We start from the raw sequence: 15,315 nt of genomic DNA, 5'->3' as shown, positions 1-15,315 counted from the left end.
CCCGTTTATGGGAGATTATCAGTCAATTAGACAGAATTTATCTCAATGGTCATCCTAGCCAAAGATTAGCCGGAAATTTGAATATTAGTATTGAAGGGGTGGACGGTGCGGCGTTATTGTTAGGATTACAGCCAATAGTGGCGCTTTCCTCCGGTTCTGCCTGTTCTTCTAGCCATACCGCCCCCTCCCACGTTTTAACTGCCTTGGGTCGCCCCGAATCTCTCGCTTATGCCTCCCTGCGCTTCGGGTTGAGTCGTTTTAATACTTTAGAAGAAATTGAACTGGTGGGGGAACAGGTGGTTTTAACGGTTAATTCCCTCCGCAAAGCCAAAAATTTTTGACGTTTCGGCTCCTATCCACAAGTTAGTTTCGGTCTAGGTTTAAAAAATTCTGGAAAAGGTTTCTATGATTGCCTTTGACTGATTGCCGTGCCAGTTAATAACATTGATGCTTGGTTTTCACTCCAGTGAATCATCCAACTCGGTTGTAATCCCAAAACAATAATAAATAAAGCCAAAGCAATTTCGGGAAATCTTTCGGGCCAGGTACTGCGAGGAATGCGCGATAATTCAGGGGTTAAACGGCCAAAGAAAACCCGATTAATCATCAGGAGAAAATACACTGCGGTTAAACCACTAGCAACCAAACATAAGAGCGTTTGTATCGGAAAAATCGGGAAACTGCCACGAAAAACTAAAAACTCGGCGATAAATCCCACCATTCCAGGGATGCCGGCGCTGGCCATAGCCGCTAAAATCATTAACATTCCCGTGATTGGTAAACCTCTTTCGGGATTTAATAAACCGCGTAGATAATCCACATCCCGACTGCCGGTTTTTTTATACACTACTCCCACCAACAAAAATAACAAAGCGGAAATTAAACCGTGACTAATCATCTGCAAAATCGCCGCGGTGATGCTTAATCTGGTGGTGGCCGCCGCCGCTAGTAAAATATAGGCCATGTGGGAAATGGAAGAATAGGCCACTACTTTTTTCATATCCTTTTGGGCAATAGCGCAACTGGCCCCGTAGAGGGCGCTGATAGCTGCTATTGTTGCTAACCAAGGGGCGAGAGTCACCCAAGCATCGAGGAATAAACCGACTCCAAAGCGCAGCAGTCCATAGGTTCCTAATTTGAGTAATATTCCCGCTAAAAGCACAGAAACGGGGGTAGATGCTTCGACGTGGGCATCCGGTAGCCAAGTATGAAAGGGAAAAATCGGGATTTTGATGGCTAATCCAATCAGAAGGGGAATAAGGAGCAGTAATTGAGTTTTAACGTCTAAATTATTCGATAAAAGGGGATTATAGGCGAAATTATCAGCACCGGTTAGCCAAACTAAGCCAAGGAAAGAGATTAGCACTAAAAAGCCGGAAATTGCCGTGTATAATAAAAATTTCATGCCCGCATAACCGCGTCTTTGACCCCCCCAAATGGCAATGAGAAAGTAAAGGGGAACGATTTCTAATTCGTAAAATAGGAAAAATAGCAGTAAATCCTGCGCTAGAAAGGCCCCCGCTACTCCGGCATTGAGTAACAAGAGCAGGGAATAGTAAAATTTCGGTCGGTTAACCTCTGTGCCACTAGCATAAAGAGCAATTATTGTCAAGATGCTGTTAAGAAAAAGTAATGAAAATGATAAGCCATCGACACCGAGGGCATAATTGAAACCGAGGAAATTAATCCAAGGCAGGTTAACCGTGAACTGCATTTGCGGGTTACTAGGGTCAAATTGCCAGCCAAGGAGGATATTAAGCAGTAAGAGAACGACAGAAAGAGTTAGAGCTAATCCTCGCACTTTTTTCGCCTCTAGAGGCGTGTAGGCAATCAGTATCGCCCCTATAATCGGTAGCCAAATAAAAGCGTTGAGCATTCTTTAATGGGCATGATAAACCTTCCCATTATTGCCTGAGCGGTCAATCTTTAGCAAGATAAGTAGATAGGTGTTAAAAGTTGTCAGACACTCCCCTTATCAAGGGGGGCAGGGGGGATCCCCCCGCCTATCGACACCCCCCTTATCAAGGGGGGTAGGGGGGATCCCCCCGCCTATCGGCACCCCCCTTATCAAGGGGGGTAGGGGGGATCGAACCTAAAATCCATTTTCAATTTAATTCCACCCACCCACTTAAACTGGTGAACATTTAACTTAACTAACGATGAAACAAGAAAAGATCACTCTCAGTCAACTCGAAGGCTTTCTATTTAAGGCGGCGGACATTCTGCGCGGTAAAATGGACGCTTCCGAGTTCAAAGAATTTATCTTTGGGATGTTGTTCCTCAAACGCTTGTCAGACGAGTTTGAGCGCAAGCAAGCGCAACTCAAGAAACAATATGCACACATCCCAGACCCGTCGCTGCTGGCCGAACTCCTAGAAGGCGAAACCTCCTATGGAGAAACATTTTTCGTACCTCCTCGCGCTCGCTGGCATCAATCCTGGCGCGACGAAAACGGCCAGGAAGTCCCGCCGCTCAAACACCTTAAGCAGGACATCGGCAATATGCTCAATAAGGCATTAGCGGCGGTAGAGGATGCTAACGATGCCTTGGCGGGAGTGCTGAAGAATAACATCGATTTTAATGCCACCAAGGGCAAAACCAAGATACCTGACCACAAATGGAAGGATTTACTAGATCATTTCAATCAGCCCCAATTTGTGCTGGTCAACGATAACTTTGAGTTTCCCGACCTATTGGGTGCCGCCTACGAGTACCTAATCAAATACTTTGCCGATAGTGCCGGGAAGAAAGGGGGAGAATTTTACACGCCGGCCGAGGTGGTGCGGCTGTTGGTGCAGTTGGTTAAACCCCAAGCGGGCCATACTATCTATGACCCTACCGTGGGGTCGGGCGGTTTCCTTATCCAGTCCTATCAATATGTGGAGGAACAGGGGCAAAACCCCCAGAATCTAGCACTCTACGGACAGGATTCTAACGGTACAGTCTGGTCAATTTGTAATATGAATATGATCCTCCACAACATCACCCGCTTCACCATTGAAAACGGGGACACTCTCGAAGATCCGCTCATTTTAGAAAACGGACAGATTCGCAAGTTTGACCGAGTTCTCGCTAATCCGCCCTTTTCCCAGGATTACAGCAAGTCTAATCTCAAGTTTACCAACCGCTTTCGCGAATTCTGCCCGGAAAAGGGGAAAAAGGCGGATCTGATGTTTGTCCAGCACATGATTGCCAGTCTTAAACTCGACGGCCACATGGCCACTATCATGCCCCATGGGGTGCTATTTCGGGGGGGGAAAGAGAAGCTGATTCGAGAGATCTTAATTGAGGATGATCTGATTGAGGCGATTATTAGTTTGCCCCCGGGGTTATTTTATGGCACGGGTATCCCGGCCTGTGTGTTGGTGGTGAATAAAAATAAACCTGATGAATTACGCGATAAAATCCTTTTTATTAATGCCGATCGAGAATATGCTGAGGGAAAGAACCAGAATAAATTGCGCCCCGAAGACATTGAAAAGATCGATTATGTCTTTACCCACAAGCGAGAATATCCCAAATATAGCCGCTTGGTAGATAAGTCGGAAATTGTCGAAAAACACGACTTTAATCTTAATATTCGCCGCTATGTGGATAATACGCCAGATCCCGAACCGGAGGATGTAAAAGCTCACTTGATGGGGGGTATTCCGCAGGCTGAAATTGCCGCACAACAGGATACTTTTGCTAAGTTTGGCATCAATACAAATACCCTATTTAGACCCCTACGCCCCGGCTATGCTAGTTTTTGCCCAGAAATTGCCACGAAAGCCGCTATTAAAGAGAATCTGGAAGCTAATCCCGATTTACAAGCAAGGATAAGCGACCACTATACTACGCTTAAAAATTGGTGGCGAGAAGCGCGGGATGATTTTGCCAAGTTGGAGGGAAATAATATTATGCCCCAAGTGCGGCAGCAATTACTGAGCAGCCTCAAACAGCAGCTGATTCCTTTGGGGGTTTTGGATGAGTTTAAATCGGCGGGGGTGTTTGTTAACTGGTGGCAGCAGATTCGCTATGATCTAAAGACTATTATTAACACTGGCTGGCATCATACTCTTATCCCTGATCAGTATTTATTAGCGGCATTTTTTCAGGCGGAAGAGGCGGAAATTGAGGAACTGGAAAGTAAGATTAGTGCAGTCCAAGGGGAGTTAAGCGAAGCGGTGGAATCAGCGCAAGAGGTGGCGAATTATGAACCAGAAGAGGAAGAAACTGTTAGCGCCGCATCGATTAAGAAATGGCTTAAAGAGTTGATAGATGACCTGAAGCAATCCCAGGGCGATTCAGCAGCCAGAGAGCGCCAATCTTACCAACAAGAATACAATGTTATTACTGACATTGAGAACCGGATCAAGTTACTTAAGAATACACTTAAGGAACAGCAGAGTCAGCTTGAGTTAAAGCTGCGCTTAAAACGGGTTGGTGATGAGGAATTTAAGGCTGAAACTATTGAATTACTTGAGCAGGTGCAAAATCAGCTTATGGGGTTAAATGCAAGTAAAAAGGAAGAAAAGGCCAAGATTAACGCGCTTAATAAGGATAAGAAAGCCTTGGAGATTAAATTATCTTATCCTGAGGGATTACTGACTGAAATAGGAGGACAGTTAAGGGATGAAGAAGCGAAAAAATTGATTCTAAAAAAGCTCTATGATTGGGTATCGGAGCAGCTTACTCGTTACTTGAATGGGGAAAAGCGGGGACTTGTCGCTAAGGTTGAGAATCTTTGGGATAAGTATGCGGTTTCGAGTCAGGAAATGGAGGCCCAGCGAGAGCAGACTTTAGGAGAATTAAATGAGTTTTTGAGTAAGTTGAGGTATTTGGCGTGATGAAAAATTGGGATGTAAAAAAACTTCGTGATCTTGCTGATATACGAGTTAGTAATGTTGACAAAAAAATTTATCCTAGCGAACGACCTGTAAAGCTTTGCAACTACATGGACGTTTACACAAATGAATATATTGATGGATCAATTCAGTTTATGGAAGGTTCTGCAAACGATGCAGAAATTGAGCGATTTGGTTTAAATATTGGAGATGTAATTATTACCAAAGACTCAGAAACTCCTGATGATATTGGTATTCCCACCGTTATACATGAGCAAATAGATAACTTAGTTTGTGGTTATCATCTGGCACTAATTCGACCTGACAATGAAAAAATTGATTCTATCTTTCTCTCTAAATATCTTTCAACTTCACGAGTAGCTAATTATTTTGCTCTTCATGCTAGTGGTTCTACACGCTTTGGGCTTCCTATTGGAGCAATTGAGTCAGTTGAAATTTTAACGCCCCCAATTAAAGAACAAACCCAAATCGCCACCATCCTCTCAACAATAGACCGCGCGATTGAGCAAACCGAAGCCCTAATTACCAAGCAGCAGCGCATCAAAACGGGACTAATGCAGGACTTGCTCACCAAAGGAATTGATGAAAATGGCAATATTCGCAGTGAAGAAACCCATGAATTTAAGGATTCACCGCTTGGGAGGATTCCGGTTGAGTGGGAGGTAGCAACTATTGCTAAATTTGGGTCTAAAGATAGGTCTTACCTAAGAACAGGTCCATTCGGCTCAGATTTGAATACAAAACATTGGGTTGAGGAAGGTATTCCGGTCTTGACAATAGGAGCTTTGGGTGAAGGAGAAATTATTAAAGAAGAGCTTTTTTATGTATCAAAAACAACTGCTAATAATCTTAAGGCGTTTCGAGTAGAATCAGGAGATATAGTTTTTTCAAGAGTAGCCGATATAGGTCGCTCCCTAGTAATTCAAGATGAGCAAACTGGCTGGATTATTTCATCCAACTTAATGCGAATAGCACTCGATAAACAAAAAGGCAACCCAAGTTTTTTATATCAGAATATAGCTTTTAATTCTATCATACGAGCGCAACTGAGAGTTTCTTCCAATTCAGGAGGTAGAGATCTTGTTAATGGTTCAATCTTGTCCAGTATTCTTTTCCCCTGGCCTTCTCTTGATGAACAAAAAAGGGTAAACGCAATAATGCAGAGAATAGAGGAGAAAATCGTCATTTTAAAGAATCAGCTTGTCAACCAAATAAATTGTAAAACCGGACTCATGCAAGACCTCCTAACAGGCAAAGTTCGAGTTACGGACCTCCTCAACCAAAACACAGCAGCAAACTAACATCTAAAAATCAACAGAACTAAACGTTGCAACATTTGTGGTAACAAGTGTTAGCATGAAAAAAAATCAAACCTTAAAACACAGCCATCATGCAACTCAACGTCAAAAAACGCGGTAACTCCCTCAGCGTCATTATTCCCAAAGAAATCGCCGCTAACCTGAATATTGACGACGGCGACAATATTTATTTAACTAAAACCCCCAACGGTTACGAAATCACCGCCTTCGATCCCGACTTTGCCAAAAAAATGGAAATCGCAAGGCGCGGCATCAAAAAATATCGTAACGCCCTGATTGACCTAGCCAAATGAGAGAACCATACTGGCTCAACGAAAAGGAAATCATCGCAATTCATGGCGAAATCCTGATAAACCAAACCGCACTGATCAGGCATACACAACAGCAAGCGATGAAAAAAGGGAAAATAAGAGTTTGCCATGAAAACACCAATAACAAACATCAAACCATCCCCTGAGCAAATTGAGAACTTTTGCCAACGTTGGCACATTACAGAACTGTCCCTATTTGGTTCAGTATTACGCGATGATTTCCGTGTTGATAGCGACATTGATATATTAGTCACCTTTGACCCCCAATTTCAGCGCGGACTAACCGAAACATTGCAAATAAAAGAAGAACTGCAAAACCTATTTGACCGCAAAATTGACTTAATTGTGAAAGCTGCTATAGAACGTAGTGCCAACTGGTTGCGTCGTCAGAATATCCTAGAATCTGCTCAGGTTATCTATGCTAAGAGATATTGAATCCCTCATCGATATCGAACAAGCAGCCAAGCGTATCCTTCGCTTTTCGAGCGGTGTTGAGCAAATTGAGCTAATCACCAATGATGAGAAAATTTCAGCAATTCTCTATCAGATTACAATTATAGGAGAAGCAACAAAACGACTTTCAATGGGATTTCGCCAACAACATCCAGAAATACCGTGGCGAAATCTGGCAGGGATGCGTGATATAATTGTCCATGAATATGATCAAATTGATCTTGATATTGTTTGGGACGTAATTCAGCACGAAATTCCTCAACTATTGAAGCAAATTAAACCTATATTGATGGACTCCAAAACTAATGAAAGCAATTAATTTTAAAACCATCCTAAAAAACGGCATAGTCACCATTCCCGCCGAATATTCTTCTGAATGGGAATGTAAACAGATCTGCGTCATCATCTTAGAAGATAGCAATAATGACACTTTGCGAGAAACAACTATTTCCCTATTTGAGCAAAATAAAATCAGTCTAGGGACAGCAAGCGAAATATTGGGAATAAATCAGATTCAATTGCAGAGATTGCTGTCAGAGCGTGACATTTGATGAGTAGAAAACGGATTTCTCCGAGAAACCCGTTTTCTGTGCGTTACTCAACGGATTTAGTATTAGTACACAAAGCAGCGTTGGTTTCCAAAGATGAAAAACCTCATAAATACAGTTACATACAGGTTATCTGGTCATGAACAAAACACCTCAACCTATCAAACTCGATGAGCGCAACGGGGTCGAAAAGCCCTTACTTGACCAACTGTACGGTTTAGATTGGGAAATATTGGATTTAGAGACAAAACAAAAACCACAGGATACTTTTAGAGAAAGCTTTACCGAGGTGGTGATGCTGCCGGTGCTGCGAGAACAGCTTACAATCATCAACCCCTGGCTAGAAACCGACCAAATAGAAGAAGCCATCAAACAACTCACCGCCAACTTCCCCAGCACCAACCTACTGGAAAATAACCGCCACGTCTTTAAACTGCTTCAGGAGAATACCAGCGTCTCAGAGAACCGTAAAACAGGCGAAAAAAGCCCCACCGTCAGGTTTATCGACTTTGACCACCCAACTAACAACCGCTTCATCGCCGTTTGCCAGTTTAAGGTGCGGATTCTAGGCACAGAAAACCACATCATCCCCGATATTGTCCTCTTCCTCAATGGGCTGCCAGTGGTGGTCATTGAATGTAAATCCCCCAAAGTCACAGAACCCATTGCCGAGGCGATCGAGCAACTCCTCCGCTACAGCGAACAGCGCGGCGCTAAGGGCGAGGGAAATGTCCCCCTCTTTTTCTATAACCAGTTTGTCGTAGCTACCTGCCGCAATCAGGCAAAATTTGGCACCATTACCACCCACACCGAAAAATACTTCTTCCGTTGGGCTGACCCCTATCCCCGCACCCTAGAAGAACTAGAACACGGTATTAGCTCCCCCAATGACCAGCAGCGACTGGTGGCGGGAATGTTTGCCCCCGATAACCTCCTAGAGATTATTCGCAACTTCACCCTTTTCTCCGTCAACAACAAGGGAGAAACCATCAAAATCGTCGGGCGTTATCAGCAGTTTCGTGCCGTCAAGAAAGCCGTGGAGCGTCTCCTAGAGGGCAAAACCCCCCGGGAGCGCAGCGGCATCATCTGGCATACCCAGGGGTCAGGTAAGTCCCTGACCATGATGTTTATGGTGCGGGCCATGTACCGCCATAACAACCTTTCCCAGTGGAAAGTGGTATTTATCACCGATCGCACCCAACTAGAGCAGCAACTCGCCGAGACCGGCCAAAGTGTTGGCTTTACCGTTAAGCCCGCCAATAGCATCGCCAAACTGAAGGAACTACTTCGCAGCGACTCCTCGGATCTGGTCATGGCCATGATCCACAAATTCCAAGAGCGGGAACTGCGGGAGACCTTCCCGGAGCTAAACCGGAGCAGCAACATCCTGGTGATGACCGATGAGGCCCACCGCTCCCAGTACAGCCTGCTGGGGACAAACCTCGACAAAGCTCTCCCCTACGCTTCCCGTATTGGCTACACCGGCACCCCCATCGACAAAACTGAGAAAGTTTTCGGGGACTACATCGACAAGTACACCATGGGCCAGTCCATCGAGGACGGCGTGACCCTAGAAATTGTTTACACCGGGCGCACTCATAACGCCGAGGTGTCTGATCAGACAGCTATGGATGCGGCTTTTGCCGATGTCTTCAGTGAGTACAACCTGCAAGAGCGGCTGCAGATTTTGGGCCATGGTTCCAGGGATGCCTACCTAGAAGCTCATCCCACCATCGCCGCTAAAGCCAAGGATATGGTGCAGCACTATCTCCAGTGCATCTTTCCCAACGGCTACAAGGCCCAGGTGGTGGCGACTTCCCGGGAGGCGGCGGTGCGGTACAAAGAGCATTTAGATGCTGCCCTGGCCGAGGAGATTGCCAAATTGGAGCAGGGGAATCCCCACCGGCTTAACCTCGATCGCCTGAAACGACTTAAGACCGATGTGGTCATCTCCGGCAGTCATAACGACCTACCCCACCTCAAGCAATACAGCAACTCCACCCGCCACGATACTACTATTAAAAGCTTTAAACTGCCCTTTGACGCAAGGGATGAGGGGATTACTGGAGATGTGGGCATTGTCATCGTCAATAATATGCTACTGACTGGCTTTGATGCCCCAGTAGAGCAGGTGATGTATCTCGATAGGGTCATCCAGGCCCACAACCTGTTACAGGCGGTCGCCCGTGTCAACCGAGTCGGCGGTGCGGACAAGGATAAAGGCTTTGTCGTGGACTATGTAGGCATCGGCCACCACCTGAAGCGAGCCATTGATAACTACGACGAGCGAGAGCAGCAAGAAGTCGAGGAAACCTTAAGTTTTCCCGAGGACGAGATCCGTCAGCTTGAGGATGACCACCGGGCAATCCTTGCACTCTTGAAGCAACATGGACTCACCGACCTGAACGATCAAGATGCCTTTTTCGACCTCTTCTATGACGAGGATGTGCGATTCGAGTTCATGCTGGCCTTCAAGAAGCTGACCCGCAGCCTTAACTTGGTCTATCCCGCCAAGGAGGCCTTGAACTATATGAGAGACTACCAATCTCTCACCGCAGTGAATGTACTAGCGGGGAAGCACTTCCGCGACGAGCGCCTGAGTATGAAGGGAATCCCACCCAAGCTGCGGGCCCTGACCGACCAGTATCTGCAATCAAGGGGAATTGACGAGAAAGTTAAACCGATCTCGATCTTGGATAAGGACTTTGAGAGTCATGTCCAGAAACACCAGCGAGTCAAAACAAAGGCCGCCGCAATCGAACACGCTCTCCGCCACTATATCGAGATCGATCTGGCAGATGATCCCGAACTGCAAGCCTCCTTTTCTGAAGCACTGAGAGCCATCTTCGAGGAGTTTAAAGACAATTGGGACAAGATTTACCAAGAACTGGAAAAACTACGCCAGAAGGCGAGAGAAGCAAAAAATGAGCCTACCTACGGACTGGACAGGAAAAAGCAGCTGCCCTTCTTTCGGATGTTCAAACGGGAGTGTTTTGGAGAAGCGGCATTAACTGACGATATGGTTTCTCAGATGGTCGCTCTCACTCAACAGGTATTTACCGTTGTTGAGCAGGAGTTACAATTAACTAGCTTTTGGGAGAGCATTCCCGCTCGCAAGAAACTTAAGGCAGAGATTCAAAAAGTGTTACTCTCTCCCGACTTTTACCAAATTCCCAATCTTATGGACAATCGAGAACAGATTATCTCGCGGGTGATGGAAATAGCAGAGAAAAATAACGACCGAATTTTTTAGGCTGAATCGAGTAAAATTGAGCGACTTTTAATATGAAACTTGACTATAAAATCATTTATTCTTCCAGTCGTAAGACCCTGACCATTACCGTGGAACGTGATCGATCGATCGTGGTCAGAGCGCCTACTGGTACTCATCCCGATAAGATCCAGCAAATAGTAGAGTCACGCAAGCAGTGGCTCTATGAAAAAATTCACCACGAGCAAAAGTATCGAGTCCCACTTCATCCTCCGGGTAAGGAACTGGTTAATGGCGAGTCGCTTCTTTATTTAGGGCGCTACTATCGTTTAGAATTGGTTGATGATCAGACAGAGATAAAGTTTATTAACAATCGCTTTCGAGTACCAAAGGCACTAACAGAGAATGGTGGCGAGATTTTTCAAGATTGGTATATTCAGAAGGCAAAAGAGAAGATACTTCCTCGTGTCAACCTTTATGCTAAAAAGCTTGGTGTCAGGTTTAATCAGGCTAAAATTACCGACAGCAAATATCGCTGGGGTTCTTGTACACCCCAAGACAATGTTAACTTTAACTGGCGATTGATCAAAGCCCCGATGTTCGTAATTGATTATGTGGTAGTTCATGAGTTAGCGCATCTGATTGAATCGAACCACACTCCACGATTTTGGCACATTATTAAGTCGCAAATTGCTACTATGGAGAAGGCAAAGCAATGGCTTAAAGAACACGGTCAGATGTTGGAACAGTCACTATAATTTTGGAAAATAAACCTAATTTAAATCTGCTGGGATTAGCACCCATAGCCATTTTACCCGATTATATCGTCTCGGAGTCTCCCCAAAAGGAAAACCTCATAACTCACCATTAAGATAACTGCTAAGTAGGTAGGTGTTAAAAGTTGTCAGACACCCCCCTTATTAAGGGGGGACTAAGGGGGGATCGGCACCCCCCTTATTAAGGGGGGACTAAGGGGGGATCGAACCTAAAATCCATTTTTAATTTAATTATAACCAGCTACTTATAATTATAGTCCAAGGTTTGACTCGGTGTCAAAAAAGTTTCAGCTAATTTAATTAAATTGGTTCGATTAATCTTGCCTTGGGGACTTTTTGGTATCTCTGGTAATTTTATCCAATGTTTCGGCAGCTTATAATTGACTAATTTATCTTTAATCTGAGATTGAATAATTGTCTGGCATATCTGAGAGTTAACGGGGACATAAAAAGCCACAATTATCTGTCCCCATCGAGAATCTGGCAATCCTAAAACCACCACATCTTTAACTAAATTAGTTTGTCTAATGGCAGTTTCTACCTCAAAAGGATAAACATTTTCTCCTCCGGTAATTATTTTTTGACTATCCCGACCAATGATATATAAATAACCACTTTCATCGAAGTAACCTAAATCATCCGTCTCGAAGTAGCTTCCTTGATTAAGATGGGGATAATAGCCTAAAAATAAAGATTTCGCTTCAATAATAATTTTCTGGTTATCGGGATTAATTTTTATCTGAGCATGGGGTAATAGCTGTCCATTACTATTATTGCCTCGTCGAAAATCTTCTGGTTTAAGGGTGACAATTTGTGAGGCAGTTTCCGTCATTCCATAGGTGGGAGACAGAGAAATATTATATTCTCTAGCTTTTTCTAGTAAAGATGGCCATGCAGGGGAACCTCCTAGTAAAACTGTTTTAAAATTGGTTAACCATTGAGGATCATTTTCTAGAAAGAATTGTAATTGAGTGGGTACTAAAGAGATAAAATAATCTTGAAGATTGAGATTATTTATGCGCTTTTGTTTGATTTTATGGTAAGAAATAACAGCAAAATCTCCCTCTGTTAAAAAACTTCTCAGAAACTGCATTAAACCACTAACATGATATAAAGGCAGTAGGCAAAAAGAGTTAACCTGCTCGACTTGAAAATATTCAGAGAAACCTTTGACAGAAGCAGTTAAAGTTAACCAGTTATGGATAGCAAAGCGAATTTTTCCCGAGGTTCCCCCCGTGGGTATCATCAGAGAATTAGTCAAAGGATTAACAGGAGGAGAATTATGGTTAAAAACCTCGATATTTTCACCAAAAATATAATCGGGTTGCACCAGAGAGAAAACCTGTTCCCATTCGTTAGTTTTCCAGTCGGGATTAGCTAGAAATAGGCAACTTTTGACCCTGACAGCAGCCAAGAATATAGCTAAGAATTTAATGGGATTGACTTCAGCAAGCAGTATAGTTAATCGAGGATTATCTGCGGCGATAAATTTCTGACAATAGGACTGATATAATTGATAAAATTTCTGGCTATTGTATCCATATAACCAATCTTTTTGACTGAGATATGCTAATTGTTTGCTGATGTCGTCCACAGTTTTTCTAACCAATCGGGGTCACTATTATTAAACCATTGTTGCACACCAAAACCTAAAGCTCGCTCCTTTTTGGGGTATTCTTGTGCTAGACGTAGAGCGGATTTTCTGCCGATATTAGTTTCTAAAACGGAGGAAAATACTAAATCTAAGGGATATTTTTCCCAGAGATGTCTTAACCCGTGGATTGAACCGGTAATAGCAGGTTTAATCACAAAAATTCCTCGCCATCCCCGTTGATAATATTCCTCTATTTGTCGAAGATTGGCCACCGATTCATCTAAAGCAATCCCTGTGGTAAAATCTTGACTTAATTGCAACATTTCTAACCATTGAGACGGGGGTAAAGGTTGTTCGATAAATTCAATTATTTGACATTCATCGGCAATTTTTAACCAGATTTTACTCTCAGCAATACTTAATCCCCCATTGGCATCTAAACGCAATTTAATTTCCCTGGGTAATCGGTCAATTAATTTTTCAAATAAGGTTAACTCCTGCTTGAGAGAATTGACCGCAATTTTCCATTTATAAGTATTAGTTTGATTAGCGGCTAAAATATCATCCAGACAGGGAAATACTGCCGCACCGGTGGGTAATAAATAACTATAATTTTTCGGTTCTAATTCTCTTGATTTATTCTCGATACTTAAATCTTCTAAAGCTGATTCAAAGGCAAATTGACAAGCAGGAAATTGTTCAGGAATATAAAAAATTGAATTTATTGATAGGGGATTTTCGAGACTTTGACAGAATAATATTGCTGCCGATAATGTTTCTGAACCAAATTCAGGTAAAGGAGCAATTTCTCCCCATCCTATACGTCCATCTTCCGCTTCTAAGCGAATAATAATTCCTTCCCTAATTTCCCATAGTCCGTGATGGGTTTGTAGGGGATGCAGCAAAGGACGCTGATAAACACGAAATTGCCAGAAATACATGATTAACTATAAGTAGTAGTGAAAAGCTTAACATGAGCAGGCGTTGGGTTTCATGTTTCAAACCAACCTACGTTCTTTATAGAGTTTGTCAGCGAAACGTTTTTTTTCTTAAAGTCCAGAAAACGGGTTTCTCCGAGAAACCCGTTTTCTAGGTGACTTAGAAGGAGAGCTTAGACACTTAGATAAAGAAATTACCCACTGGAATGTTGCCTAAAGCTGGTAAAGCACCAGTAAATCCGGTGATATTTATTAATAAATCATTGCTGGATTGGAAGCCAGCCGTGCCATCATTAATAATGAGGTAGGTTCCAGCTATTGCACCGGTTGTTACCTGCACTAAGGCGGCACTATTAACCCCTAATCCTTGATTACCTGTAATCGCTCCATTGGCATCAGTAAATACCTGATTGACTAAATTCTGTAAAGTGGTGACGGTGCTATTAGCAGCACGACTGAAACTACTAGGCGCATTCATGGGTAGTCCACCTTGAGTTAATAAGTCAATTTTATCAGTATTGATGGCAAAATCTGTGATACTATCGCTTGCGGATATGGTAGATTGGCCAAATTGGAAGATGAAAGTATCTGCACCATTACCACCGGTTAAATTATCAATTCCCGCACCTCCATTGATTTGATTATTGCCACTATTTCCGGTGATATTATTGTTACTGGCGTTACCTGTACCGTTAATATTATTACTGCCAATTAGTCTGAGGTTTTCGACATTGTTGGGTAAGGTGCGAGTGAGACTGCTTTGCCAAGTATCAGTAATGATAACTTCTCCTATTCCTCCTTCGGGATTGATGGTAGCATTAACCGCATTTGACAGGGTTACTGTAAAGGCTTCATCGGCTTCGTTGAGGTTATCATTGAGGATGGGAATGCTAATAGTAGCGGTGGAAGTATTCGCCGCAATGGTGAGGGTTCCTGTCTGGCTAGTGTAATCTACATTGGCGGTAGCATCAATGGGTCCAGTGGTATAGTTGAAGCTAATTGGTTGCGGGTTGGGGTTATCAACTGTGACGGTGAGGGTTACATTACTATCTTGACCTTCGACAACGGTGACATTATTGATGGAGAGTTGGGAAAAGTCGTCATTATTAATTGTCCCCGTCACTGCGGTAGTTGTCCCAACTGTATAACCTGTCCCAGAAGCAAGAGTTAAAGCAACAGTTTCATTACTTTCTACTGTTGTATCAGCAGTGGGGTCAACAGTTACGGTAGCAGTGGATGAACCAGCAACGAAATTCACTGTCCCTGTTGTACTGGTGAAAGTTGCTGCACCGGTTTGAGTGTAATCTGTGCTAAATGT

12 protein-coding genes and 1 pseudogene are annotated in these 15,315 nt (G+C 43.6%); 9 read left to right on the top strand and 4 right to left on the bottom strand.

The window, feature by feature from the left end:
- Positions 1-341: aminotransferase class V-fold PLP-dependent enzyme (locus tag PX481_RS25105; RefSeq protein WP_288096672.1), on the top strand; the 341-nt coding region annotated here is incomplete at its 5' end.
- Between the two features lie 62 nt (positions 342-403).
- Here PX481_RS25105 and PX481_RS25100 read toward each other — a convergent pair.
- The gene (locus tag PX481_RS25100; RefSeq protein WP_288096670.1) at positions 404-1,876 is read right to left on the bottom strand and encodes an NADH-quinone oxidoreductase subunit M; all 1,473 of its coding nucleotides are present in this window, start codon (positions 1,874-1,876) and stop codon (positions 404-406) included.
- 283 nt (positions 1,877-2,159) lie between these two features.
- Between PX481_RS25100 and PX481_RS25095 the strand changes: the two genes are divergently transcribed.
- The 8 genes from PX481_RS25095 (at position 2,160) to PX481_RS25060 (ending at position 11,447) form a co-directional block, all read left to right on the top strand.
- Positions 2,160-4,829 carry a type I restriction-modification system subunit M gene (locus PX481_RS25095; RefSeq protein WP_288096668.1) on the top strand — a complete coding sequence of 890 codons (2,670 nt, stop codon included), beginning with the start codon at positions 2,160-2,162 and terminating at the stop codon, positions 4,827-4,829.
- Positions 4,829-6,148 (top strand): restriction endonuclease subunit S, encoded by a 1,320-nt coding sequence (locus PX481_RS25090; RefSeq protein WP_288096674.1) that lies wholly within the window; start codon positions 4,829-4,831, stop codon positions 6,146-6,148. The genes PX481_RS25095 and PX481_RS25090 overlap by 1 nt, the downstream gene beginning before the upstream one ends.
- 89 nt (positions 6,149-6,237) lie before the next feature.
- Positions 6,238-6,459, top strand: a complete 222-nt coding sequence (locus tag PX481_RS25085; protein ID WP_002762317.1) for an AbrB/MazE/SpoVT family DNA-binding domain-containing protein — start codon at positions 6,238-6,240, stop codon at positions 6,457-6,459.
- Between the two features lie 126 nt (positions 6,460-6,585).
- The gene (locus PX481_RS25080) at positions 6,586-6,912 is read left to right on the top strand and encodes a nucleotidyltransferase family protein (protein ID WP_046660764.1); all 327 of its coding nucleotides are present in this window, start codon (positions 6,586-6,588) and stop codon (positions 6,910-6,912) included.
- Positions 6,896-7,249, top strand: coding sequence for a HepT-like ribonuclease domain-containing protein (locus PX481_RS25075; RefSeq protein ID WP_046660765.1), 354 nt, complete (start codon positions 6,896-6,898; stop codon positions 7,247-7,249). The genes PX481_RS25080 and PX481_RS25075 overlap by 17 nt, the downstream gene beginning before the upstream one ends.
- Positions 7,236-7,481 (top strand): UPF0175 family protein, encoded by a 246-nt coding sequence (locus PX481_RS25070; protein ID WP_288096664.1) that lies wholly within the window; start codon positions 7,236-7,238, stop codon positions 7,479-7,481. The genes PX481_RS25075 and PX481_RS25070 overlap by 14 nt, the downstream gene beginning before the upstream one ends.
- Before the next feature lie 136 nt (positions 7,482-7,617).
- Positions 7,618-10,731: a type I restriction endonuclease subunit R gene (locus tag PX481_RS25065; RefSeq protein ID WP_288096662.1), complete on the top strand. Its 3,114-nt coding sequence runs from the start codon at positions 7,618-7,620 to the stop codon at positions 10,729-10,731.
- Positions 10,732-10,763: 32 nt separating this feature from the next.
- Positions 10,764-11,447, top strand: coding sequence for a M48 family metallopeptidase (locus tag PX481_RS25060; protein WP_002762309.1), 684 nt, complete (start codon positions 10,764-10,766; stop codon positions 11,445-11,447).
- Between the two features lie 269 nt (positions 11,448-11,716).
- Here the strand turns inward: PX481_RS25060 and PX481_RS25055 are convergent.
- The 3 genes and pseudogenes from PX481_RS25055 to PX481_RS25045 form a co-directional block, all read right to left on the bottom strand.
- A pseudogene (locus PX481_RS25055) lies at positions 11,717-13,059 on the bottom strand (2-succinylbenzoate--CoA ligase).
- Positions 13,035-14,000 carry an o-succinylbenzoate synthase gene (locus PX481_RS25050; protein ID WP_288096657.1) on the bottom strand — a complete coding sequence of 322 codons (966 nt, stop codon included), beginning with the start codon at positions 13,998-14,000 and terminating at the stop codon, positions 13,035-13,037. The pseudogene PX481_RS25055 and the gene PX481_RS25050 overlap by 25 nt, the downstream one beginning before the upstream one ends.
- Before the next feature lie 178 nt (positions 14,001-14,178).
- On the bottom strand, positions 14,179-15,315 hold a 1,137-nt coding region (locus PX481_RS25045), incomplete at its 5' end, for a bluetail domain-containing putative surface protein (RefSeq protein ID WP_288096656.1).

It is taken from the genome of Microcystis sp. M53603_WE2, assembly GCF_030065435.1.
The sequence above is the reverse complement of the archived record's forward strand: the minus strand, read 5'-3'. Positions and strand labels throughout refer to the sequence as shown.